This is a genomic window from Acidimicrobiales bacterium (genome assembly GCA_022452145.1).
GTDB lineage: Bacteria > Actinomycetota > Acidimicrobiia > Acidimicrobiales > MedAcidi-G1 > UBA9410.
Genome location: JAKURY010000002.1, coordinates 107906 through 129131, shown reverse-complemented (window position 1 = coordinate 129131; position 21226 = coordinate 107906). Strand labels below are relative to the sequence as shown.

Sequence of the window (21226 nt, the reverse complement as noted above, 5' to 3'; positions counted from 1 at the left end):
TAACGGCCGCGACCGGCGCACCGGACCGCCCACCCGGGCCGAACAGGGGGCCGTTCAGGCACCTTCGGGTCGCTCCAGGGGAGCCCAGGCCAGCAGGAGCCGCTTCTCGCCCCTGCTGGCGAAGCGGACCACCGCCTCGGCCCGGTCACCATCGCCGGTCACCGACAGCACGACCCCGTCGCCCCATGCCCGGTGGACCACGTCATCGCCGGGTTCCAGGCCGAGTTCGTGGGCCATCGTCGACGACGGCCCCGGGGTCCGGGGCGAACCGCCGCCGAACACGACGCCCTCCGGCTCGGCCCCGGACCCCGAAGGCCCGTCGTGGCGCGGCGGAACCGGGTCGAACCAGTCGCCACGCGACGACGAACCACCCGGGGACCGACGACCGCCGCCACCCCAGGCGTCGGGTCTCCACCCGTCGCCCCGGCGACCGGCCTTCCGGCTGCCCTCGGCGTCGACCATGAGGTCCGACGGGATCTCGTCCAGGAACCGGCTGGGCGGGTTGTACTGGGTCTGGCCGTGCAACATCCGACTCCATGCGTGGCAGAGGAACAGGCTCTCGCGGGCCCGGGTGATCCCCACGTAGGCCAGCCGGCGCTCCTCTTCCAACTCTTCGGGGTCGCCGAGGGCACGGAGGTGGGGGAACACGCCGTCCTCCATGCCGACCACGAAGACCACCGGATACTCCAGGCCCTTGGCGGCGTGCATGGTCATGAGGACCACCTGTCCGGCGTCATCGGATTCGTCGGGCAATTCGTCGGTGTCGGCCACGAGGCCGACCCGCTCGAGGAAGTCGTCCACCGAGTCGAACTCGGAGGCTGCGCCTACCAGCTCCGCCAGGTTCTCCAACCGCCCCTCGGCCTCGATCGTGTGCTCGGCCCGCAGGTCGTCCAGGTAGCCGGAGCGGTCGAGGGCCGCCGCAAGCACGGTGGCCGGACCGTCGTCCACGATGGTTGCCAGGTGGTCCACGAGGTCCAGGAAGGACCGGATCCCGGCCGCGGCACGACCGGACACGCCGAACTCCTCGGCCTGTCGGAGGGCGTCCACGAAGCCGATACCCGCCGCCGCCGCCCGCTCGTCGACCCTCGTCACGGAGGTGTCGCCCACGCCGCGCTTCGGCACGTTCAGGATCCGCCTGGCCGCCACCTCGTCAGCCGGATTGGCGGCCAGCTTCAGGTAGGCCATGGCGTCACGGACCTCACGCCGGTCGTAGAAGCGGGTGCCGCCCACCACCCGGTACGGGACGCCGAGGCGCACCAACTGCTCCTCGATGGCCCGACTCTGTGCATTGGTCCGGTAGAAGACGGCCAGGTCGGACCACCTACGACCCTCGCCGTGCAGGGACCGGAGCCGTTCGACGACCCAGCGGGCCTCATCCACCTCGTCGTCGGCACGGAAGCGGACGATCCGGTCGCCCGGACCGGCATCGGTCCAGAGCTCCTTCGGCTGGCGGTCCGGGTTCTTCGTGATGACGGCGTTGGCCGCATCCAGGATGGTCTGGGTGGACCGGTAGTTCTGGTCCAGCACCACGACCGTGGCATCAGGGAACGTCCGCTCGAACTCAAGGATGTTGCGAATGTCGGCGCCCCGGAACCGGTAGATCGACTGGTCGCTGTCGCCGACCACGCACACGTTCCGGTGGGCTGCGCCCAACTGCATCACCAGGTCGTTCTGGACCCGGTTGGTGTCCTGGTACTCGTCGACCAGCACGTGCTGGAAGCGTCGGCGGTAGCCGTCCAGAACGTCGGGGTGCCTTCGGAACAGGAGTACGGCGTTGCCCAGCAGGTCGTCGAAGTCCATCGCCCCGGCCCCCAGCAGGCGGGCCTGGTACTCGGTGAAGACCTGGCCAATGCGCTCCCCGAAAGGCCCAGTGGCATGCTCGGCGTAGTCGGCGGCCGACCGCCCCTCGTTCTTGGCGGCGGATATCGAGGCGTGCACGGCCCTGGCCGGGAACCGCTTGGCGTCGAGGTCCAGGTCGCGGACGACGTAGCCGGTGAGGCGGACCGCATCGGCCTGATCGTAGATGCTGAACCGGGTCGGAAACCCCAGGAGCCCGGCATCGCGGCGCAAGATCCGGACGCACGCCGAATGGAAGGTGGACACCCACATGCGGTGTGCGACGGGGCCGACGAGCGCCGCCACCCGTTCCTTCATCTCGCCGGCTGCCTTGTTGGTGAAGGTGATGGCCAGGATGGCAAACGGCGAGACCCCCCGGTCGGCGATCAGGTGGGCGATCCGGCGGGTCAGGACCCGGGTCTTGCCCGACCCGGCACCGGCCACCACCAGGAGGGGGCCCGTGGGGTGGGTCACGGCGTCCACCTGAGCGGGGTTCAAGCCGTCCTCCAGGCCGTCGACCGGGCCGCTGAACACGTCGGTCTGCACGGGATCCGGGTCTGAGGGAGCCATCGGGCGCACCCTACCGGTGGCCGACGACGGGCCCCGGGGCAGCGTCGGACCGGTTCCCCGCCGTGGCGTATGGTGGCCGGTCATGGTTCGTTCCTTCCGGTTCAGCGTGCAGGCCTCGGCGCCGCGTCCGGCCGCCGAATGGCGCGAGATCGGCCGACGGGCCGAGGACCTCGGCTACTCCGCCCTCTCGGTCTCGGACCACCTGGATGCCGAGATGGCCCCGCTCATCGCCCTGGCCGTGACGGCCGAGGCCACCCGCGACCTGCGCCTCACCACCCTCGTCCTGGGCAACGACTTCCGGCACCCGCTCTTCCTTGCCAAGCAGGCCGCGACGCTGGACCTGCTGTCCGACGGCCGCCTGGAGTTGGGCCTGGGCGCCGGCTGGAAGACCACCGACTACGACCAGTCGGGCATAGGGTTGGACCGTCCGAGCGTGCGCATCGCCCGCCTGGCCGAGGCCGTAGAGGTCCTGAGGCGCTGCTTCGACGAGGGCCCGTTCGACTTCGACGGCGAGTACTACAGGGTGCGCGGCCACGACGGGCAGCCCACGTGCATCCAGTCTCCCCACCCACCGTTCCTGCTGGCCGGCGGGGGCCGCAAGATGCTCACGCTGGCTGCAAGCGTGGCCGACATCGTCGGCGTGAACGCCAACATGGCCGCCGGCGTGATCGACCAGCGAGCAGGTGCCTCGGCCACCGTCGAGGCCACCGACGAGAAGATGGGCTGGATCCACGACGCCGCCGGTGACCGGTTCGACGACATCGAGCTCCAGACTCGGGTCCACATGTCCCAGATCACCGACGACCCCGTGGGCCTGGCCGAACTCATGGCGCCGGCGCTGGGCCTGGACGCCGAGGCCGCCCTGGCCTCACCACACGTGCTGATCGGCTCGATCGGGCAGTGCGTGGAGACCCTGCTGGCCTGGCGGGAACGGTGGGGCCTGACCTACATCGGCCTCAACGAGGACTCCATGGTCGAGTTCGCACCCGTCGTCGACGCCCTGGCCGGCGTCTGATTCCCTGGCCTGCGTCCCATCCACCGTCCGGGCCCTGTTCCGGAGCCGTCGGACCTACCAGAGTTCGTCTGCGTAGCGGTCGGTGCCGACCACCGTGCGGAAGAACGGTGCGGCCGACGTGACCCGGCCGAGGCCCGACGCCTCCAGTCGGGCCGCGTAGTCCACGAACCGGTCCCAACAGGTCCGGGGATCCTCCTCCAGGAAGAACAGCTGCATGGTGGCGTCAGGCCCGATGGGCGGCGAGCCGAGGTCCATGGGGGCGTTCTTCGTCATCTCGTCGCGGGGCACGGCGGTCCACTGGGCGCACAAGGCCACCGGTCCGTCTGCGAACACTCCCGGCAGGCCCTCGGCATCCACCCAGGCAGCCAGGTCGTCAGCCGACGTGCCCTCGCCCGGCTCGACGACCACGGTGGCCAGCGCCGCGTAGTGGTGGTCGAGTGCCACGTCGGCCGGCACCGGATCGGCGTCCCGGTACCGGTTCGAGCGGTGCATGTACAACACCGTGTGGGCGTGGCGTCGCTCCTGGAAGCCCCGGCCGGCCCGGTAGAGCCTCACCACCTGGTCGGCCCCCCATGCGAAGTGGTCGTCGTGGTGGCCGTCCTCGACCCAGTAGACGGCCAGGTACGAGCCCCGGTCTACCGGGTCGTTGACCGAGTTGCCGACGGTGGGGAACCGCAGGTCCTTGAGCTCCCGGGTGGCCACCCACCGGCTGCCTGCGAAGCACCACGGGCCGGTCATGCAGCCGCCGTAGAAGTGGTCCCGCTCGTACCACCGGTTGTAGGCCACCTCGTGGCCCGGGTCCGGGTCCACGAGGGTGTACAGCATGCTGCCGACCCGTACGGTATGGGCAGGATTCGGATCGTCGGGTGGTGCCACCGGGGCCTCCTCGGCTGCGCGGTCCACCCCAGCGTGGAGCCGACCGACGACCTGGCGCAAACCGGCGGCTACCGGTCAGCGGGGTTCGATGAGGATGCTGGCCGTGGCCCGGCCGACCCGACCCCCCAGGTCGTAGAGCACGGCCTCAGAGAGCCCGATTCCGTCGCCGTGGTTCTTGTGGAGGCCCCGGATGCCGATCCAGTCGCCCAGCGGGTCCCGGAAGGCCGTGACGTTCAGGTCGGCGTTGATGGTCGTCCACTCCTCATGGTCGAGGTACTGGGCGGCCATCGACGCCATGTCGGCCAGGGTGGCCAGGCGGACGAAGGCGCTGGTCGGATGCCCGGCGACCATCGTGTTGTGCATACGCAGCCAGGCCAGCCCGGGTGCCCCGCTCCGGTACTCCTCCTCGCGGCGGAACTCGACCGCCCGGAGAAAGGCCGGAAGGCCGACGTCGGTCATGGAAAGGAGCATCGACGTGGCCGGCTTCGGGTGGGGCTCGTCCTCCGCGTGAGCGGTCCGGGCTGGATCCAGCGGGTTGGGGACCTCGGCCACCCGCATGCGCAGACTGGTCGACCGGGCCACCTCTACGGCGCCGTCGAACAGCGACGCCCGCACGACCTGGATGCGTCGTCCGGCCCGAAGGACCTCCACCTCCGGCCGTAGTGGAGCCAGCGGGGCACCCCGCATCAGGTCGACGGTGTGCCGACAGGTGCGCACGGGGGTCGGCCTCGGCACCAACTCCACCAGGTGGGCCAGGAGCCCGGAGACCGGGCCACCGTGCAGGAGCTCCGGGTTCCACGGGCCCCCGGCGACGGGCTGGGGCAGGAACAGGCCGTCCCGTTCGACGAAGAACGGACCGGTCTCGTAGGCCCCGATGCCGGCGGCGTCGGTCAAACCGTCCTGCCGAGCAGGGACAGGAGCCGGACGCCGGCCGACGCCCCCTCGGGAGGCATGACCGGCCCGCCGAAGTGGGCACCCATGCCCGCCGATCCGGCGAGCGGCAGCCAGAAGTCGAGGCAGCGTTCGGCCAGCACCTCGGGCAGGTCCACATCGGCTCCACAGGCACGGGCCAGGTCCCAGCCGTGGACCAAGTTGTCGGTGACCCGGAAGCCGACGATCACCCCTCCCGGCAGGTCGCCCACGGCGTGGGCGTGGATCGCGTCCAGCACGCCCTCGCCGGATGCGACCTCCAGGGCGGCCAGGGCGGTCCCACGCCAGACGGTCATCGGGTTGAGGCCCAGGACCGAGGGGTCCACCTCGGCGTCCCACGAACCACCACCGCTCAGCACCTGGGTGACGAGGGCTTCGCCGGTGGCCACGTGGGCCACCAGCGTGCGGACGTCCCAGCCGTCGCACGGGGTGGGCAGGTCCCAGTCCAGGTCGGTGACGTTCGACAGCCTCTCGCCGAAGAACGCGCAGGCCGAGGTGTAGGCGGCCAGGGTGTCGGTGCGGTCGCCCTCCGACATGGCGCCGGGGGTCACTCCCATTCGATTGTGCCGGGGGGCTTGGAGGTGATGTCGTAGGCGACCCGGTTCACGCCCTCGACCTCGTTGATGATGCGGCTGGACATCTTCTCCAGCAGGTCGTACGGGAGGCGGGCCCAGTCGGCCGTCATGGCGTCCTCACTCGTGACCGCCCGGATGATCACCGGCCGGGCGTAGGTGCGCTCGTCGCCCATCACGCCCACCGAGCGGATGTCGGGCAGCACGGCGAAGGCCTGCCAGATCTCGCGTTCCAGCCCGGCTGACCTGAGTTCCTCGCGGACGATCAGGTCGGCGGCCTGCAGGATCGACACAGTCTCCGGGGTGACCTCGCCGATGATCCGCACGCCCAGGCCCGGCCCCGGGAACGGCTGGCGCCAGACGATCTCGTCGGGCAGGCCCAGCTCGGAGCCGACGGCCCGCACCTCGTCCTTGAACAGGTTCCGGAGTGGCTCGACGAGGGCGAAGTCCATGTCGTCCGGCAGGCCGCCCACGTTGTGGTGGCTCTTGATCCTGGCCGCGTCCCTGGTGCCCGACTCGATGACGTCCGGGTACAGGGTGCCCTGCACCAGGAACCGGGCGTCGGTGACGCCCACCGCTGCGTCCTCAAAGATCCGGATGAACAGCTCGCCCATGGCCTTGCGCTTGTCCTCCGGGTCGGTGACCCCGGCCAGCTTCCCGAAGAAGCGCTCCGCGGCGCGCACGTGGATGAGCTCGATGCCCTGGGTCTTCTGGAAGGTCTCGACGACCTGCTCGCCCTCACCGGCGCGCATGAGGCCGGTGTCGACGAACACGCACGTCAGCTGGTGGCCGATGGCCCTGTGCACGAGCGCCGCTGCGACCGCCGAGTCGACGCCGCCGGAGAGGCCGCAGATGGCACGGCCGTCGCCCACCTGGGAGCGGATGGCGACCACCGAGGACTCGATGACCGAGGCCATGGTCCAGTCACCGGCACAGCCGCAGACGTCGTGTACGAACCGGCTGAGGAGGTCCTGGCCGCACGGCGTGTGGTGGACCTCCGGATGGAACTGCACGGCGAAGAGGCCGGCATCCGGGGCCTCGAAGGCGGCCACCGGGGCGTCTGGCGACGAGGCGGTGACAGTGGCCCCGGCCGGCGGCTCGGTGATGGCGTCGAAGTGGCTCATCCACACCGGATGGGTGCCGGTACCGGCGTCGACCAGCAGGGTGCCGGGATCGGCCACGGCGAGGTCGGTGCGGCCGTACTCGCCCCGTTCGTTGCGGCCCACGGTGCCGCCCCGCTGCTGGGCGATGAGCTGGGCGCCGTAGCAGATGCCCAGGATGGGCACGCCGAGGTCGTAGACGTCCGGGTCGATCCGGGGGGCGCCGTCGACGTGGACCGAGGCCGGACCACCGCTGAAGATGATCCCGGTGGGCCTGCGGGCCGCGTAGTCGGCGGCCGCCAGGTCGTGGGGGACGATCTCGCTGTAGACGTTCGCCTCACGCACCCGGCGGGCGATGAGCTGTGCGTACTGGGCCCCGAAGTCGACGACCAGGATGCGATCGGTTGCGCGGGCGGTGGCGCCCGGGGTGTCGGCCATCAGGAGGGTCGGTCGGCGGGGCTAGTGCCCCATCCCCACTCCCTGGGACTTCTGAAGCGACTTGCCCTCGGTCATCAGGGCTGGGGCGACCATGACCTCGGCCTTCTGGAACTCCTTCACGTCGACGTAGCCACAGGTGGCCATCGAGGTGCGGAGCCCGCCGAACAGGTTCAGCCTGCCGTCGTTCTCGTTGGCCGGGCCCAGGAGGACCTCCTCCAGCGTGCCCCGGGTGACCGTCTGCACCCGGGCCCCGCGGGGCAGCGTCGGGTGGAAGGTGGCCATACCCCAGTGGTACCCGCGGCCGGGAGCCTCCGAGGCGGCGGCCAGAGGTGAGCCGATCATCACCGCGTCAGCGCCGCAGACGATGGCCTTGGAGATGTCGCCGCCGGTCGCCATGCCGCCGTCGGCGATGACGTGGCAGTAGACGCCGGTCTCGTCCAGATGGCGCATCCGGGCCGCCCGCACGTCGGCGATGGCGGTCGCCTGTGGAACGCCCAGGCCGAGCACCCCCCGGGTGGTGCAGGCCTGGCCGGGGCCGACGCCGACCAGCACGCCGGCTGCGCCGGTGCGCATCAGGTGCAGTGCAGCCTTGTTGGTGGCACAACCGCCGACGATGACCGGTATGTCCAGGTGCCGGATGAAGGTCTTCAGGTTGAGGGGCTCGATGGTGGTCGACACGTGCTCGGCGGAGACCACGGTTCCCTGTATCACCAGCATGTCCAGCTCGCCGGCCAGGATGTGGTCCAGCAGGGCACTGGTGCGTTGCGGGGTGACCGAGGCGCACGACACCACACCGGCGGCGTTGATACCACGGATCCGCTCGGTTACCAGGCCGGGGATGATGGGCTGCTGGTATAGCTCCTGCATTCGCCTAGTCGCCTTCTCGACCGGCAGCTCGGCGATCTCGGCCAGGACCGAGTCGGCGTCCTCGTAGCGGGTCCAGAGGCCCTCCAGGTTCAGCACGCCCACGCCGCCCAGGCGACCGATCTCGATGGCGGTGGCCGGGCTGACCACGCCGTCCATGGCCGACGCCATGAGGGGCAACTCGAAGCGGTAGGCGTCGATCTGCCAGCTGATGTCCACGTCCTCGGGATCCCGGGTGCGTCGGCTGGGGACGATGGCGATGTCGTCGAATCCGTACGCCCGACGGCCGCTCTTGCCCAGCCCGATCTCGATCTCGGCCATGATGACTCCCTGCCGACCCTCATCGGCTCTGCCAGGTCGGGCCTAGGCGACGGCCCCCGGAGAGAAGGGTCGATTCTAGCCACGCGCGCCGAGCCGTGGCGGTGAGCCTGACCTGCGGTTTCGGCGGCGGTCGGGACCGCCGCCGACGACTGCCGGAGCGGCCTCAGGCCAGGTCGTCGAACAGGTCAGCCAGCCGGTCCACGTGGGCTGCCGTTGTCCACGTGCCACCCACGGCCACCCGCAGTACGAAGTGGTCGTCCAGCTTCGTGTGCGTCAGGAACGCCTCACCGGTGGCGTTGACGGCTGCCAGCAGTCGCTCAGAGGCCTCGTCGCCGTCCGCATGGCGGAGGCACACCAATCCCAGGGAGAGCGGCGCTGCCAGCTCCAGGCGGGGGTTGGACGCCACACGGTCGGCCAGGGTGGCTGCCGCCGCCACGTGGGCCCGGATGTGGGCCCGCAGGCCCTCGACGCCATAGGAGCGAAGCACGAACCAGAGCTTCAAGGACCGGAACCGACGCCCGAGGGGCACCTGCCAGTCCCGGTAGTCGATCACCTCACCGGCGTCACTGGCCGCGTTGCGCAGGTACTCGGGAACGATGGAGAGCGAGCTGACCAGCGGGGCCGAGTCGGCCACGTAGAACGCCGAGCAGTCGAAGTTGGTGAGCAGCCACTTGTGAGGGTTGAAGCAGTAGCTGTCGACCCGGTCCAGGCCGTCCAGCAGGTTGCGGTGCTCGGGGCACACGGTGGCCGCTCCGGCCCAGGCGGCGTCCACGTGCACCCAGGCCCCGACGGTGGCCGCCACGTCGCAAATGCGTGCCACCGGGTCGACGGCACCCGAGGACGTGGTGCCCACCGTGGCCACCACCAGGCACGGGACCAGGCCGTCGGCCCCGTCCGCGGCCACCATGCCGGCCAGGGCATCGGCGTCCATGGCGAAGTCGGCGTCGGTGGGCACGGCCCGAAGCTGCTCGCGGGCGAACCCGGCCACCAGGACGTCCTTCTCGATCGACGAGTGGGCCTGGGCCGACGTGTAGACCCGCATCCTGGACAGTTCGGCGGCGCCACCGGCCCGGTCCCGAGACGCCAGCACGGCACACAGCGATGCCGACGAGGCCGAGTCCTGGATGACGCCGCCACCCGGCCCGTCGGAGCGGAACCGGTCGGGCAGCCCACAGGCCTCGACCAGCCAGTCCATGACCAGCGTCTCCAGCTCGGTGCAGGCCGGGCTGGTCGACCACATCATCCCCTGGACGCCGAGACCGGCCGACACCAACTCGCCGAGGATGGACGGCGGGGACGAGTCGGCCGGGAAGAACCCGTAGAAGCCAGGGTGCTGCCACTGTGTGACCGCCGGGGCGATGAGCCGGTCGACGTCGTCCAGCAGGGCCTCGAACGCCTCGCCGACGTCGGGCGGCGAGGCCGGCAGCGACGCCCGGACGTCGCCGGGTGCCACGTCCGGCATGATCGGCCGCTCGGCCACCCCGGACAGGAAGTCGGCGATCCAGTCCACGGTCGCCCGGCCTGCCGCCCGGAACTCGTCCGGCGTCATGTGGTCGGGACCGCTGGCGTGGTCACCCATGGTCGCTCCGGTCACAGGTCGGCACGGTAGTTGCGGCGGTCGTCCACGCCCAACGAGAGCGCCAGGAGCTGGCGGAGCATGGCCGCCGTGGCCCCCCAGACGGTGTCGCCCACCAGCTCGAAGAAAGTGATGGTCCACGGCACATCGAATCGGGTCCACTCCTCCTCCCGGTACACCTCGTCGAGCAGCAGCTCGGCCAGAGGCACGTGCAGGACGGCCTCCACCTCGGCCGGGTTGGGGACCAGCTCCGGCGGTCCTGGCAGCGCCGCCACGAACGGGTGGATGAGGCTCCTGGAACCCACAGTCACCAACGGGTCCAGTCGTCCGACGAGGCGGGGCAGCCCCGGGTCCAGCCCGATCTCCTCGGTGGCCTCCCGCAGCGCCGTCTCCCACAGGTCGGGGTCACCCTCGTCGTGACGGCCACCCGGAAAGCTCACCTCGTGGGAGTGCGAGGCGAGCCGCGGCGAGCGTCGGGTCAGGACCACGTGCGGACCGCCACCCCCGGGATGGTCGTAGAGGGCCACGAGGACACCGGCGGTGCTCTCCCCGCCCGCGGGTCGTCCCCGGATGCCCGTCGGACGACGACCGTCCAGGGCACCGAGGATTCCGTCCAGGGTGAGGGTCCGGTCCTCCAGCCCGGACCACGGGGACGGCTCGCCGGGCAGCCAGGACTCGGGTCGGGGGATCTCCTGGGGTCCACCCCGCTCGGGGACCCCGACCGGCGTCACTCCCCTCCCGAGGCTTCAGCTCCGACGTCGGCCAGCAATTGCGGCAGGCCGCCGTCACGCAGGCCCTCGGCCACCTCGAGCGGCCCAGTAGCCCCCCGCTCCCATCCGTTCCACAACTCGACCAGCGGCACCGCCAGGCCACCGTCCGGCCCATCGGCGACCGCGGCCAGCACCTCGGGCATCCGGCCGGTCTTGAGGTTGGCCAGCATCCGGCCCACCAGCGTCTCGCCGCGGATCCACTCGTCGAACTGCCCGGCCAGCTTCGCCGGGTCCGGGCCCGGCCGATCCTCCATCATCAGGTCACCGTACCGGCCACCCGACGAGGGCCCCGCTCCGGGCACAACCCGGGAGTGGCCGAAAACGACGGGAGCCGGGCTCTCGCCCGGCTCCCGAGGACGATCCGTGGGAATCGCTACATCATGCCACCCATGCCACCCATCGGGTCCATGCCGCCGGCCGGCATGGCCGGCTCGGGCTCGGGCTTATCGGCCACGAGCACCTCGGTGGTCAGGAGCAGGGCCGCTATGGAGGCCGCGTTCTGCAACGCCGCACGGGTCACCTTGGCCGGATCGATCACGCCGGCTTCCACCAGGTCCACGAGCTCGCCGGTGAGGGCGTTGAGGCCGATCTGTCCGGTGGCCGCCTCGACCTCGCGGACCATGACGGCACCCTCGAAGCCGGCGTTGTCGGCGATGAGCCGGGTCGGGGCCTCCAGCGCCGCGTACACGATGCGGGCACCGGTCGCCTGGTCGCCGTCGAGGCCGTCGGCCACCTCGGACACCGCGGCACGCGCCCGCAGCAGGGCGGTGCCGCCGCCGGCGACCACACCCTCCTCGATGGCCGCCCGAGTCGCCGAGAGGGCGTCCTCGATGCGGTGCTTCTTCTCCTTGAGCTCCACCTCGGTGGCCGCACCGACCTGGACGACGGCGACGCCGCCGGCCAGCTTGGCGAGGCGCTCCTGGAGCTTCTCACGGTCCCAGTCGGAGTCGGTCTCGTCGATCTCACGCTTGATCTGCGAGATGCGACCCTCGACCTCGGAGGTCTCGCCCGCGCCCTCCACGATGGTGGTCTCGTCCTTGGTGACCACGACCTTGCGGGCCGAACCCATCATGTCGAGGCTCACGCCGTCCAGCTTAAGGCCGACCTCCTCGGCGATGACCTGGCCGCCGGTGAGGACCGCCATGTCCTGGAGCATCGCCTTGCGACGCTCGCCGAATCCCGGAGCCTTGACGGCGGCCGAGTTGAACGTGCCCCGGATCTTGTTCACGACAAGCGTGGCCAGGGCCTCGCCCTCGACGTCCTCGGAGATGATCAGCAGCGGTCGACCCGACTGCATGACCTTCTCCAGGACCGGGAGCATGTCCTGGACCGAGCTGATCTTGCCCTGGTTCAACAGGATGTACGGCTCGTCGAGGACCGCCTCCTGGCGCTCCGGGTCGGAGACGAAGTAGGGCGACAGGTAGCCCTTGTCGAACTGCATGCCCTCCACGAACTCGAGGTCCATGCCGAAGGTGTTGGACTCCTCCACGGTCACCACGCCGTCCTTGCCCACCTTCTCGATGGCGTCGGCTATGACCTGGCCGATCGTGGCGTCGGCGGCCGAGATGGCTGCAACGTTGGCGATCTGCTCCTTGGAGTCGTCGACCTGGACCGACTGGTCGGCGATGGAGTCGACGACGGCCGACACGGCGGCCTCGATGCCCCTCTTGAGGCCCATCGGGTTGGCGCCGGCTGCCACGTTGCGCAGGCCCTCGCGGACCAGTGCCTGGGCCAGTACGGTCGCGGTGGTGGTGCCGTCACCAGCGATGTCGTTGGTCTTGGTGGCCACCTCCTTGACGAGCTGGGCGCCCATGTTCTCGAAGCTGTCCTCCAGTTCGACCTCGCGGGCGATGGACACGCCGTCGTTTGTGATGGTGGGGGCGCCGAACTTCTTGTCCAGGACCACGTTGCGACCCTTCGGGCCGAGCGTGACCTTGACGGCGTCTGCCAGCTTGTTGACGCCGGCCTCGAGGCCCCGCCGGGCCTCCTCATCGAACTTCAGGATCTTCGTCATGGCGCGACTACTTGACGATCGCGAGGACGTCGCGGGCGTTGAGGATCAGGAGGTCCTCGCCCTCGACGGTGATCTCGGTGCCGCCGTACTTGGAATAGACGACGGTGTCGCCCTCGGCGACGTCCATCGGCACGAGGTCACCGGTCTGGTCCGAACGACGGCCCGGGCCGACGGCCAGGACGTCGCCCTGCTGGGGCTTCTCCTTGGCCGTGTCCGGGATGACCAGGCCGCTGGCCGTGGTCGACTCTAAGTCGCTGGGTCGGACCACGATGCGGTCCTCGAGGGGCTGAAGGTTCATCGAACGCTTCCCTTTCGACGATGGCAACGGGCCCGTCCGGCCCCGTTTGCCTGTTGGCAGTCTCATTGGACGAGTGCCAACGATAGGGGTGCCGTCCGCCGGGTCCAACGTGGAGACGCCCGGAATCCACCGCCGCGGCCGGCGGCGCTCCGACGCCAGGTCAGGGCAGGAGGGGCAGGCCCAGGTTCGGATCTGCTCCGGTATCCAGGGGGCTGGGTCCGTCGGAGGTCAGGCGCCACCATCCGGCTGCGGCCACCATGGCCGCGTTGTCGGTGCACATGGCCCGGGACGGGAGGAAGGCCCGCACGCCTGTCTCGGTGCACACGTCCAGGAACCGCTCCCGCAGGCGGGAGTTGGCCGCCACGCCACCACCCAGACAGGCTCCCCTCGCCCCGGTCGCCTCCACGGCCCAGCGGGCCTTGGTGACCAGCGCATCCACCACCGCCTCCTGGAACGAGGCTGCGACGTCGGCCGTGGCGGCCTCCGGATCGGAGCGGACGTGGTTCACGACGGCGGTCTTGAGGCCGCTGAACGAGAAGGCGTAGCGGCGGTCCTCCGGCAGGGTGTCCGGATTCTCCCGGACCATGGAGCGGGGATAGTCGAAAGCCGAGGCGTCCCCTTCGCCGGAAAGCGCGTCGATCGCCGGACCACCCGGATAGCCGAGGCCCAGGTAGCGGGCCACCTTGTCGAAGGCCTCGCCGGCCGCGTCGTCGAGCGTGGAGCCCAGCAGCCGGTAGCGGCCGTGGTCCTCCATCAGCACCAGCATCGTGTGGCCTCCTGAGACCAGCAGGACGACGAGCGGCAGGTCCAGGTCGGGCTCCTCCAGGAAAGAGGCGTAGAGGTGGGCCTCCAGGTGGTTGACCGCGACGAACGGGACATCCCACACGAGAGAGAGGGCCTTGGCGGCGCTCACCCCGACCAGCAGGGAACCCGCCAGGCCGGGACCTGTGGTGGCGGCGACGGCCTCGATGTCGCTCCCAGAAACCCCGGCCTCGGCCAGGGCATCGGCCAGCACCGGCACCAGCTCCCGGATGTGGGCCCGACCGGCGATCTCGGGAACCACGCCGCCGAAGGGCGCATGCAGCTCGACCTGGCTGGACACCACCGAGGACCGCACCACGGTGGCCCGCTCGACCACGGCCACCGCCGTCTCGTCGCACGAGGTCTCGATGCCGAGGATCAGGTCACCCATGGTTCGCTCCGCCCGTCGCTGCGTCGACCCGCGTCAGGAAGGCCGGTTCGTCGACGTCATGTGCCCACATGATCAGGGCGTCCTCCCCGTCGTCGGCGTAGTAGTCGGGACGGACGCCTGACGGCGCGAACCCGAACCGCCGGTACATGGCGATGGCCGCTGCATTGGACACCCTGACCTCCAGGGTCATTGCGACCAGGCCTCGTCCCACGGCGTCATGGCACAGCGCCGCCAGCAGGGTTCCGCCGATTCCCCGCCGCCGCCGATCAGGTTCCACGGCCAGCGACGTGACGTGGCCCTCGTCGGCCACCACCAGGAGGGCGGCGTGGCCGACCAGGACACCGTGGACCTCCGCCACCAGGTTCGTCCGCGACCCCGGAAGCCCCAACTGGGAGCGCATGAACTCGGGCGACCAGGGGGTCGGATGCACCCGGGCGTCGAGGGCCAGCACAGCGTCCACGTCATCGGAGACCATCGGCCGAAGCAGCACCGGCGACAGGGTGCCCGACATGGCGCTCACGCCCCGCCCTCACGGGTGGACCAGTTGATCTCGGCGTCCGGCTGGCGGAGGTAGACCGGCTCCAGCTCCCACGGCTGCACAAACTCCTCGCGCATGGCACGGGCGTGGGCCAGCTGCACCATGTAGCGGGCGCTGGGATAGGCCAGCCCCTGCTCGGCCATCTCGACTCCCTTCAGGTCGGCGAACGCGTCCGCGTGGCGCAGCGCACCGTCCCCCAGGAACAGGCTCGGCTCGTCGAGGGCATCGATCTCCGCCGACAGGTCCTGTGGCGTGCAAACGTCGGCGTCGCGGACCCGCTGGACGCCCCCGGGGACCTTGCGGAACAGGGCGGTGAAGAGCTCACCCCTACGGGCGTCCAGGGCGACCACGATCAGGCGGTTAGACCAGCGGGCTGGGAAGGCCATCAGGTCCAAGCTGGGTACCGGGATCATCGGTACGCCAAGCCCCTGGGCCATGGCCACGGCCGTCGCGATGCCGACCCGCAGGCCGGTGAAGAGGCCGGGGCCGATGTCCACGGCCACAGCCCCGATCTCCGAGAGCCGGATGCCGGCCTGACGTCGCACGAAGTCGATCTGTGGAGCCAGCGCCTCGGCATGGCGACGACCACGGCCCGCATGGGCCGAGGCCAGCACGCCCTCGTGGCCTCCCACGGCGCAGCCCACCTGGGCGCCGGCGCTCTCGATGCCCAGGATCAGCACCCGTCGCCTCCCGCGCCGAGCCTCAGCAGACCCTCCTCACGGTCGGCCCAGTCGGGGCCGATGATGCGGAACTCCAGCAGGCGGTCGTCGGGCCCGACCCCGAGGCTGAGGCGGACCTCAAGGTAGCCGCCGGGCAGCGCACCGACTATCGCGTCGCCCCACTCCACCAGCGTCACCGAGCGGCCGTCGATCAGCTCGTGGAGGCCCAAGTCCCGCACCTCGTCGATGTGGGACAGCCGGTACACGTCGAGGTGGTTGACGGTCAGGGCGTCGCCCTCGTAGCGGTTGGCCAGGGTGAACGTGGGTGAGGTAATCGGCGTCGTGACGCCCAGCGCACGACCGAAGCCCTGTGTGAAGGCGGTCTTGCCGGCCCCGAGGTCACCGCAGAGCACCAGCAGGTCGCCGGCCTGGACCAGCGCGGCCAACGACGCCGCCACCTCCTGGGTCTGAAGAGCTGACGTCGTGCCCATGGCGAGCAGGGGGGCGCCGATGGTCACCCGGCCTCCATCAGCATCTTGGCCCGCACCAGGTCGGCCCGCATCCGGGCCATCACCTCGCCACCGCCCCGCAACGCCGCGGCCGGGTGGAAGGTCGGAACCAGGTGGCGTTCGGGATCCCCGAACCGGTAGGCCTGCCCCCGCAACTTCGTTATTCCGACATCGGTCTCAAGGAGCAGCTTCGACGAGAAGTTGCCCAGCGTGACTACGACGGTCGGGTCGACGAGGGCCAACTGCCGTTCCAGGTAGGGGCGACAGGCCGCGATCTCATCGGGCCGTGGATCGCGGTTCTCTGGTGGACGACACTTGACCACGTTGGTGATGTAGCAGTCGGCCCGATCCATGCCAAGTTCCTCGGCCAGCAGGCGGTCCAGCAACTGTCCCGACCGGCCCACGAACGGGAGTCCCTGCTCGTCCTCCCGGGCACCGGGGCCCTCGCCCACGAACATCAGCTGCGCGCTGCGTGAACCGGAGCCGAAGACGACGGTCCTGCGCCCGCCGGACAACCGGCACCTGGTGCAGGTGGTGGCCTCGGCGGCCATGGCTTCCAGGACTGTCGACACCCCGGCAGGTTAGCGACGCCCTCCCACCCGGTTGGTGTGCCCGACGCCGTCGGAACCCTCCGGGCGGCCGGGTCAGCAGGCGCTGGTGACCGCCCGTTCCACGGCGGCCACCGCCATGGCCCGCAGGACGTCGACGTCGGAATCCGATGTGGGCAGGGTCCCGGTGGCGGCGGCGACCAAGGCGTCGCCGTCGGACCGGGTGTGGGGTGGGAAGACGGCCCGGGCCAGGCCGTCGTGGGCCGAACCAGCCAGGAGCATGCAGCACTCCCGGCCCAGCGTGGCGTTGGTGGCGACCATGCCGATCGTGGTGTTGCCCCGGGCGTCGAACTTCCCACTCTCGGGATCAGGCCAGTCGACGAAGAGGCCATCGGCGATCGCCGCAGAGGTGGCGGGGTCGCCGACGTCGCCGGCGGCGTTCACGGCCACCAGCGCCGCCACCACCAGGTCGTCCCTGCGGACCACGGCCATCCCGATGCCCCCCCTGCGGGCCCGGCTCCAACCCCGCCAGGTGCCCACCATGGCGCCGGTCCCCGCACCCACCGGACCGGTCGCCACCTCCCCGGAGGCCGCCTCGGCGGCGGCCCGGCCCTCCTCGGGCCCCGGTCGCATCGAACCGTCGCCCACCAGCAGGTCGAACAGGGAGAGGCCGACCACGATGGGGACCGGGCCGGCCCCGGTCGGATGGCCCACGCCGTGGCCCTCCAGGTGGGCCATCACGCCGTCGGCTGCGGCCAGACCGAACGCCGAACCACCCGAGAGCACCAGGGCGTCGAGGCGGTCGACGGTACGACCCGGGGCCAGGAGGTCGAACTCCCGGGTGGCCGGCGCCCCGCCCCGCACCTCACCGGAGGCCACCGTCCCTTCCGGGAACAGCACCACCGTGCAACCGGTCCGGGCTTCAACATCGGTCCAGTGGCCCACCCGCACGCCGTCGATCGGAAACCTCACGTCGGCAGACGCTAGTGCGCTCCCAAGGGCGGCCCGTCGGCCGCCAGCCGCTCCAGGCGGTCGTCGTAGTCGGAGACCACGGTCAGCCAGTCGAACCGGCGGATCGACGCGTCCAGGCCGACGGCCCGAGCCCTCCACGCCGGAAGGTCGACCAGCACGTCGCGGAGGCGGGTCGTGAGGCCGCCGTCCGGATAGAGCGCTACGTCGGCCCAGTCCCCCACCAGCCCCGGGTAGCTCTGGTGGGCCGGCAGCACCGGTAGGCAACCGGCGGCAATCGCCTCCACCACGGCGATGCCGAAGAACTCGTGGTGCGCTGCGCTGACCACCACGTCGGCCCGGCCTAGCAGATCCGCGTAGGCCGGTCGGTCCAGGTAGCCGAACTGTACCACCCGGTCGCCCAGGCGCTCCCGGGCAAGGGTGAACTCCCTGGGATCGACCCGCTCGTTCTCCCCGACGACGGCGACGGCGAACCCGATCCCCTCGTCGGCCAGCCGCCCGAGCGCGTTGAACACGGCTGTCGGGTTCTTGTCGTGGTCCCACCGCTGGTTCCAGAGAACAATCGGCACGTCCGGCGCCGGCGCATCCACGGAACGGACCGGCACGTCTGCCAGGTCCACCCCGACCGGAACCACGTGGCACCGGCCGGCCACGTCGGCCACGTACCCCGTGTGGGGCTGGTCCGGGGCCCTCTCCAGCAGCCCCGGCAGAGCGTCCAGCAGGCCGTGCAGCTGGAACGACGAGTTGCACCACACCTCGTCGGCGGCCGCCATCGACATCCAGTTGGCCAGCGGATGCTCGTCATCGGCCTTCTGGTTCGGGCTCAACGGATACATGAGCTGGTTCTCGTGCAGGTAGAGCACGATCGCCGGATCGCCCAGGAACCGTCGGGTGAGACCCAGCCACCTGGCCAAGTCGACCATGCCCGACACCAGCACCACGTCGGGCGGGCCGTGGGCGTCGACCGCCCCACGGGCCGCCTCGGCCAGTGTCAGGGCGGCCCCCCGCATCCGCCATCGCCAGAAGGCGCCGGGATGCGTCACGACCACGAGATCATGGCGGCTGTGGCGCAGGAGGCCGTCGGCCCAGGCGCCGTGGGACCCGCCGTGGAACGGCTCTACGAGGAGGATCCGAGCCATCTGGGACCCTAGGGATAGAGCCTGGGCGGGCGGCGGCCCAGGCGGCTGAGCACCTCCCAGGGGATCTGGCCGATGACCTCGGAGACCTCGGCCACCTCGATCATCTCGTCGCCCTGCGCGCCTAGCAGCACCACCTCGTCGCCGAGCGCCACGGCCTCGTCGACCTCTATGACAAGGGAGTCCATGGAGACCACGCCACGCAACGGTCTACGTCGCCCACCGACGAGCGCCGCGCCACCCATGCCCCACGCCCGGGCCAGGCCGTCGGCGTAGCCCACGGGTACGGTGGCCAACCGCGTCTCCCGTGCGCTCGTCCAGCGGTGCCCGTATCCGACCCCCTCGCCGGCGGCGATGTTCTGCAGGTGGACCACCCGGCTGTGGACCGTGATGGCCTGGCGCAGGCCGAGCTGCCGACACCGGTCGGCCAGCTCCGGGCCCGGGGAGACGCCATAGGCTCCGAGCCCGATCCTGACCATCGAGTGCCCGGCCTCGGGACGGGTCAGGGCGGTTGCCGTGTTGGCCAGGTGGACGATGGGTGGTTCGATCCCATGGGTGGCCAGGTCGGCCAGCACGGCCTCGAACCGCTCGACCTGGACGGTGGTCAACGGGTCCCCGGGCTCGTCGGCCACCGCGCAGTGGGAGAAGACCCCCTCCAGTTCGAGGCCCGAGTCCAGGATCCGTTCTGACACGGCCACCGCTTCGTCGGCACGGACCCCCACCCGGTGCATGCCCGTGTCGACCTTCAGGTGGACCGGTGAGCCGACGCCGGCCACCGACCCGTAGGCGTCCACGCCCGCCTGCGTGTAGAGGGTCGGGCGCACCCCGCCGAGGCCGGCCACGTCGGCCATCTCGGTGGGGCGCGGCTCTGAGAGCACGAGTATCGGGGCGGCCAGCCCGGAATCCCTCAACTCCGCCGCCTCCTCCACGAGGGCGACGGCCAGCCAGGTGGCACCGGCACCCAGGGCGGCCCTGGCCACGGCCGGGGCACCATGGCCGTAGCCATCTGCCTTGACCACCGTGCAGACCTCGGCCGGTGCCACGAGGTCACGGAAGGCCCGGACGTTGTGGGCCACCGCGTCGAGGTCCACCGAGAACCAGGTGGGACGCATCAGGCCAGCCCCCTGCCGTCGACGCCCAGGTCCACGAGCACCTCGACCAGCCCGGCCGACAGGTCCCTCGCCACCACCCCGGTGGGTGGAAGGAGGACGCCAAGCCGCCCGTGCACGTGGGCTGCGGCAGCCGCAGCGTCGAACGGATCGGCCCCGCGGGCCAGGAACGCCCCGAGGATGCCTGCCAGCACGTCGCCGGTACCCGCCGTGGCCAGGCGCCGGTCACCGGTCGTGGCCAGGCGGACCCGGCCGTCGGGCGACGCCACGACCGTGGTCGGCCCCTTGCAGAGGACCACCGCGCCGGTGCGTCCGGCAAAAGATCGAACCGAAGCGATACGGTCCAACCCGGGCCGCTCGCCGGCCAGCCGCTCGAACTCGCCGTCGTGGGGCGTGAGCACCGCCGGCACCGATCGACCCCGACAGATCCCGACCACGTCGCCTGCGGCCAGCGCCGTCAGGCCATCGCCGTCTACCACCAGCGGACGGTCGACCTCTGCCACCAGGCGACGAATGCCGACGGCTGTGCGATCGTCGCCACCCGCGCCCGGTCCGACGACCAACGCGGCAAAGCGACCTGCGTCGGAGGCGTCCAGCGACAGGTCGGGACCGACCGGCTCCTGGACGACCTCCACGGGAGTCGGGACGGGCGTTCCACCGGGAACCGACAGGCGCACGTAGCCGGCACCGGCCCGCAGGGCCGCCTCGGCGGCCAGCCCGGGCGCCCCCGGCATGCCCTCAGACCCTGCCAGCACCCAGCAGGCGCTCTGCCACTTGTGGGCGTCGTCAGGACGGGCTGGCACGAGGTCGACCACGTCGACGTCCTCGACCAGCTGCACGGATGCGTCGGACACGTCGAGGCCGATGTCGGCCACATCCATCCGACCGGCCAAAGCTGGTCCGTCGGCGAACAGAAGGCCAGGCTTGAGCGCCCCGAAGGTGACCGTGCGAACTGCTGCCGACGGGCTGCCACAGGCCACGCCCGTCAGGCCGTCCAGCCCGGAGGGGAGGTCCACGGCCAGCACCGGCACACCGGTGGTGGGCGCCACGTACGGGCGACCCAGGCCGGTGCCGTAGGCGGCGTCGACCACCAAGTCGATGGCAGGCATCCCGTCGGCCGGCAGAGAGGCTGGCGCATCGGTGGCCTCCAGCACCAGGGTCCGGACACCACGACGCCGAAGGCGTGCCGCCGCCACCCTCCCGTCGGCGCCGTTGGAACCCTTGCCGGCCACGACGACGACCCGCCGGCCGTAGGCCCCGCCCAGCACCTCGAGCACACCGCGCGCCACGGCGCTGCCGGCCCGTTGCACGAGTACCCCGACGGGCTCGGGGGCCGCCGCGTCGATGGAGGCCATCTCCTCCGGGGTTACGACCGGAATCATCGGC

Annotated in this window: 21 protein-coding genes; 1 reads left to right on the top strand and 20 read right to left on the bottom strand. The window is 71.1% G+C overall.

Translation table 11 applies throughout. The features are described from left to right. Positions 1–54: 54 nt before the first annotated feature. A complete protein-coding gene (gene pcrA, locus MK177_00880) occupies positions 55–2406 on the bottom strand; it encodes a DNA helicase PcrA (GenBank protein ID MCH2425868.1) in 2352 nt (783 codons plus the stop codon). A gap of 82 nt (positions 2407–2488) precedes the next feature. Here pcrA and MK177_00875 point away from each other — a divergent pair, with 82 nt between their 5' ends. Further along, complete coding sequence (locus tag MK177_00875; GenBank protein MCH2425867.1) at positions 2489–3421, top strand: TIGR03621 family F420-dependent LLM class oxidoreductase; 933 nt, start codon at positions 2489–2491, stop codon at positions 3419–3421. Between the two features lie 54 nt (positions 3422–3475). Here the strand turns inward: MK177_00875 and MK177_00870 are convergent, their stop codons facing one another. From MK177_00870 to MK177_00780, 19 genes are all read right to left on the bottom strand, one after another. Next, positions 3476–4246 (bottom strand): hypothetical protein, encoded by a 771-nt coding sequence (locus tag MK177_00870; protein ID MCH2425866.1) that lies wholly within the window; start codon positions 4244–4246, stop codon positions 3476–3478. A 126-nt stretch (positions 4247–4372) separates the two neighbouring features. After that, positions 4373–5191, bottom strand: a complete 819-nt coding sequence (locus tag MK177_00865; GenBank protein ID MCH2425865.1) for a thioesterase family protein — start codon at positions 5189–5191, stop codon at positions 4373–4375. Continuing rightward, positions 5188–5784 carry a TIGR03086 family metal-binding protein gene (locus tag MK177_00860; protein ID MCH2425864.1) on the bottom strand — a complete coding sequence of 199 codons (597 nt, stop codon included), beginning with the start codon at positions 5782–5784 and terminating at the stop codon, positions 5188–5190. The genes MK177_00865 and MK177_00860 overlap by 4 nt, the downstream gene beginning before the upstream one ends. Beyond that, on the bottom strand, positions 5775–7337 hold the full coding sequence (guaA, locus tag MK177_00855; protein MCH2425863.1) for a glutamine-hydrolyzing GMP synthase: 1563 nt from the start codon (positions 7335–7337) through the stop codon (positions 5775–5777). Before guaA ends, MK177_00860 begins: the two co-directional genes overlap by 10 nt. 21 nt (positions 7338–7358) lie before the next feature. Then, a complete protein-coding gene (locus tag MK177_00850) occupies positions 7359–8522 on the bottom strand; it encodes a GuaB3 family IMP dehydrogenase-related protein (protein ID MCH2425862.1) in 1164 nt (387 codons plus the stop codon). A 163-nt stretch (positions 8523–8685) separates the two neighbouring features. Next, positions 8686–10116: a pyridoxal-dependent decarboxylase gene (locus MK177_00845; GenBank protein MCH2425861.1), complete on the bottom strand. Its 1431-nt coding sequence runs from the start codon at positions 10114–10116 to the stop codon at positions 8686–8688. Continuing rightward, positions 10113–10829, bottom strand: a complete 717-nt coding sequence (locus tag MK177_00840; protein MCH2425860.1) for a CoA pyrophosphatase — start codon at positions 10827–10829, stop codon at positions 10113–10115. The genes MK177_00845 and MK177_00840 overlap by 4 nt, the downstream gene beginning before the upstream one ends. Next, positions 10826–11125, bottom strand: a complete 300-nt coding sequence (locus MK177_00835; protein ID MCH2425859.1) for a hypothetical protein — start codon at positions 11123–11125, stop codon at positions 10826–10828. Before MK177_00835 ends, MK177_00840 begins: the two co-directional genes overlap by 4 nt. 116 nt (positions 11126–11241) lie before the next feature. Then, on the bottom strand, positions 11242–12882 hold the full coding sequence (groL, locus tag MK177_00830; protein ID MCH2425858.1) for a chaperonin GroEL: 1641 nt from the start codon (positions 12880–12882) through the stop codon (positions 11242–11244). Between the two features lie 7 nt (positions 12883–12889). Then, on the bottom strand, positions 12890–13180 hold the full coding sequence (gene groES, locus MK177_00825) for a co-chaperone GroES (protein MCH2425857.1): 291 nt from the start codon (positions 13178–13180) through the stop codon (positions 12890–12892). A gap of 160 nt (positions 13181–13340) precedes the next feature. Further along, positions 13341–14372 carry a tRNA (adenosine(37)-N6)-threonylcarbamoyltransferase complex transferase subunit TsaD gene (gene tsaD / locus MK177_00820; GenBank protein ID MCH2425856.1) on the bottom strand — a complete coding sequence of 344 codons (1032 nt, stop codon included), beginning with the start codon at positions 14370–14372 and terminating at the stop codon, positions 13341–13343. Beyond that, complete coding sequence (gene rimI, locus MK177_00815; protein MCH2425855.1) at positions 14365–14883, bottom strand: ribosomal protein S18-alanine N-acetyltransferase; 519 nt, start codon at positions 14881–14883, stop codon at positions 14365–14367. The genes tsaD and rimI overlap by 8 nt, the downstream gene beginning before the upstream one ends. 5 nt (positions 14884–14888) lie before the next feature. Then, positions 14889–15590: a tRNA (adenosine(37)-N6)-threonylcarbamoyltransferase complex dimerization subunit type 1 TsaB gene (tsaB, locus tag MK177_00810; GenBank protein ID MCH2425854.1), complete on the bottom strand. Its 702-nt coding sequence runs from the start codon at positions 15588–15590 to the stop codon at positions 14889–14891. Next, on the bottom strand, positions 15584–16087 hold the full coding sequence (tsaE, locus tag MK177_00805) for a tRNA (adenosine(37)-N6)-threonylcarbamoyltransferase complex ATPase subunit type 1 TsaE (GenBank protein MCH2425853.1): 504 nt from the start codon (positions 16085–16087) through the stop codon (positions 15584–15586). The genes tsaB and tsaE overlap by 7 nt, the downstream gene beginning before the upstream one ends. Beyond that, the gene (locus tag MK177_00800; protein MCH2425852.1) at positions 16084–16650 is read right to left on the bottom strand and encodes a uracil-DNA glycosylase; all 567 of its coding nucleotides are present in this window, start codon (positions 16648–16650) and stop codon (positions 16084–16086) included. The genes tsaE and MK177_00800 overlap by 4 nt, the downstream gene beginning before the upstream one ends. 72 nt (positions 16651–16722) lie before the next feature. Continuing rightward, on the bottom strand, positions 16723–17598 hold the full coding sequence (locus MK177_00795) for a P1 family peptidase (GenBank protein MCH2425851.1): 876 nt from the start codon (positions 17596–17598) through the stop codon (positions 16723–16725). An 11-nt stretch (positions 17599–17609) separates the two neighbouring features. Next, the gene (locus MK177_00790; protein ID MCH2425850.1) at positions 17610–18734 is read right to left on the bottom strand and encodes a DUF3524 domain-containing protein; all 1125 of its coding nucleotides are present in this window, start codon (positions 18732–18734) and stop codon (positions 17610–17612) included. 8 nt (positions 18735–18742) lie between these two features. Next, positions 18743–19843 carry an alanine racemase gene (gene alr, locus MK177_00785; protein ID MCH2425849.1) on the bottom strand — a complete coding sequence of 367 codons (1101 nt, stop codon included), beginning with the start codon at positions 19841–19843 and terminating at the stop codon, positions 18743–18745. Further along, on the bottom strand, positions 19843–21222 hold the full coding sequence (locus tag MK177_00780; protein MCH2425848.1) for an NAD(P)H-hydrate dehydratase: 1380 nt from the start codon (positions 21220–21222) through the stop codon (positions 19843–19845). The genes alr and MK177_00780 overlap by 1 nt, the downstream gene beginning before the upstream one ends. Between the last annotated feature and the right edge of the window lie 4 nt (positions 21223–21226).